The organism is Bradyrhizobium campsiandrae (genome assembly GCF_014529705.1).
Taxonomy (GTDB): domain Bacteria; phylum Pseudomonadota; class Alphaproteobacteria; order Rhizobiales; family Xanthobacteraceae; genus Bradyrhizobium; species Bradyrhizobium campsiandrae.
Map to the genome: position 1 here is coordinate 1 of NZ_JAANIH010000147.1, position 1,878 is coordinate 1,878.

At 57.1% G+C, this 1,878-nt stretch carries 2 protein-coding genes; one reads left to right on the forward strand and one right to left on the reverse strand.

From position 1 onward, the window contains the following. Positions 1 to 546 precede the first annotated feature (546 nt). Positions 547 to 789 (reverse strand): DUF2171 domain-containing protein, encoded by a 243-nt coding sequence (locus G8O24_RS42375; protein ID WP_188108394.1) that lies wholly within the window; start codon positions 787 to 789, stop codon positions 547 to 549. Positions 790 to 904: 115 nt separating this feature from the next. On the opposite strand from G8O24_RS42375, the gene G8O24_RS42380 reads away from it, so the two are divergent. Continuing rightward, positions 905 to 1,597 (forward strand): ZIP family metal transporter, encoded by a 693-nt coding sequence (locus tag G8O24_RS42380; protein ID WP_006022537.1) that lies wholly within the window; start codon positions 905 to 907, stop codon positions 1,595 to 1,597. The last annotated feature ends 281 nt before the right edge of the window (positions 1,598 to 1,878 follow it).

A 1,878-nucleotide genomic window follows, 5' to 3' on the forward strand; every position in this document is an offset into this window, starting at 1 on the left:
CAGCTTCGGACTCCTCGCCCGATAGTTCCATCCGTCAGTCTCCTCCTGGCTGCCTCAACAGCCAAGAATCGCAGAGCACAAACCGAGCGGAAACCCATCAATCAAATGGGAGAAAAGCCTCGCTTACCCTTTAATTCAGATCGTCGGAGCTTCTTGCGAATGACGACGTTGCCCGCAGCGTCGATGCCATGCACTTGAAAAACGGGCTTGGCGAGATCAAGGCCGCTGATGGTTGGATGCGTTGTGGATAACTCCCCTCGCTGTTGCCTCTGCAACAAGTTTGGCAAATCTGATGCCGGGAGTGGGTGTCATCCACGCATCATCATTAATGCGGAGGTAAATAGAGTAATAGGTGGTCGCTCGATCTTCGATGCGTCAAACTGGGCAGGCAGCACGTTCCAGTTTGCGGGCAGAATGAGCGCAATGGCGGATGCGCTGCGGGTGGCGGCTCGACGACGCCAGACGCCAAAATCCATGATGTTTGGAGTTGGAAACAGAAGGTATCCCCGGCCGGCGGGGCGCCAGCCGGGATGCATGCCGTTAGGTTTACTTCCGCCCTTCGTGCTCCCAGTGAGCGGTGATATCCGCGCCGGATTTTGTAAGGTGCACATGTTGGTCAACGTGGTCGATCCAGGCGACCGGGATGAAGTGATGATGGTCGCCATTCGGGGAACTTTGTTTGGTCAGCTTGATCTTGTCGGCGCCCTCCAGATGGTCGACCTTGCCGACGGTCTTTTTGTCGGATGAAATGACGTCCATGTGCTCTTTGATTTGCGAAGTGTCCGGCATAATAATCTCCTATGAGTGTAGAAATCAGAAACGCGCCACGAGGGTTAAGGTTGCTTAATCGATTAGCCGTTCTATCCCCGCGCAGATCAGCGCCAACGCTCCGAGCCGTCCAAGGGTGAATGTGCCCGGTTGGTTTTATACCCTGATCCCAAGCGTCGCCGTCGTTCTGGGGGCTGCCGTCGCGCTGTGGCGGCAGCCGACGCCATCGATCGCCGCTGCGATTCAGCATTTCGCGGCGGGCGTCGTTTTCGCCGCCGCGGCCGGGGAACTCCTCCCGGACATCAAACATCGCCAGTCGGTCTGGGCGGTCATCCTTGGAGGAGCCGCGGGCATCCTCCTCATGCTCCTGATCAAGCGTCTGGGCAAAAAAGCCAAAGGCACCCTTGGCGTGGTGATCATGGTGGCGGTGGATATCTTCATCGATGGATTGGTCCTCGGCATCGGATTCGCGGCCGGCGCCAAACAGGGTTTCCTCCTTACGGTAGCGCTCACGATCGAAGTGCTTTTTCTGGGGCTGTCGCTCGCCGGCGAATTGTCGGAAACCGTCCGGCAACCGATGAAGGTTCTCGCGATCATTACTGGCCTCGCTGTGCTGTTGCCGATCGGGGCGGCCGTCGGCATCCCTGTCAGTCATCTGCCCAATTTCTGGATCGCGGCATTCTTTTCGTTTGGTTTGATAGCGCTACTATACCTCGTCACCGAAGAGCTTCTGGTGGAAGCTCATTCGGCTCCGGAGACACCGTGGGTAACCAGTCTTTTTTTCGTGGGTTTTCTGCTGATTCTCCTGTTGGACGAAGTCGCCGGTTGAATGCCAAACTTCCTTCTTCTTGGGAGAGACAGTGCAGACAAACCCTTTTCAAGCGTGGCTGGCCAAGGTCGGATGGGAGATTGCGGTCGCGGTGGCTCTGGCGGCGGCGCTCGCTATCAGTACGGGAGCCACGAGCACGCTTTTCTTTCGCTATTTAGTCGTCCGTTCTTTAATCGCGGGCACGGTGTCAACCCCGATCGACAAACATGATCCACTGCCGGGTTCATGGTTCTTTCCGCGGTCGTCTCGATGCAGGAGCGCCGCATGATGGCGTTCAAGAG

Excerpts from the sequence above, each read along its gene's own strand:
- G8O24_RS42375 (WP_188108394.1), bottom strand. The coding sequence starts at position 789 with ATGCCGGACACTTCGCAAATCAAAGAGCACATGGACGTCATTTCATCC.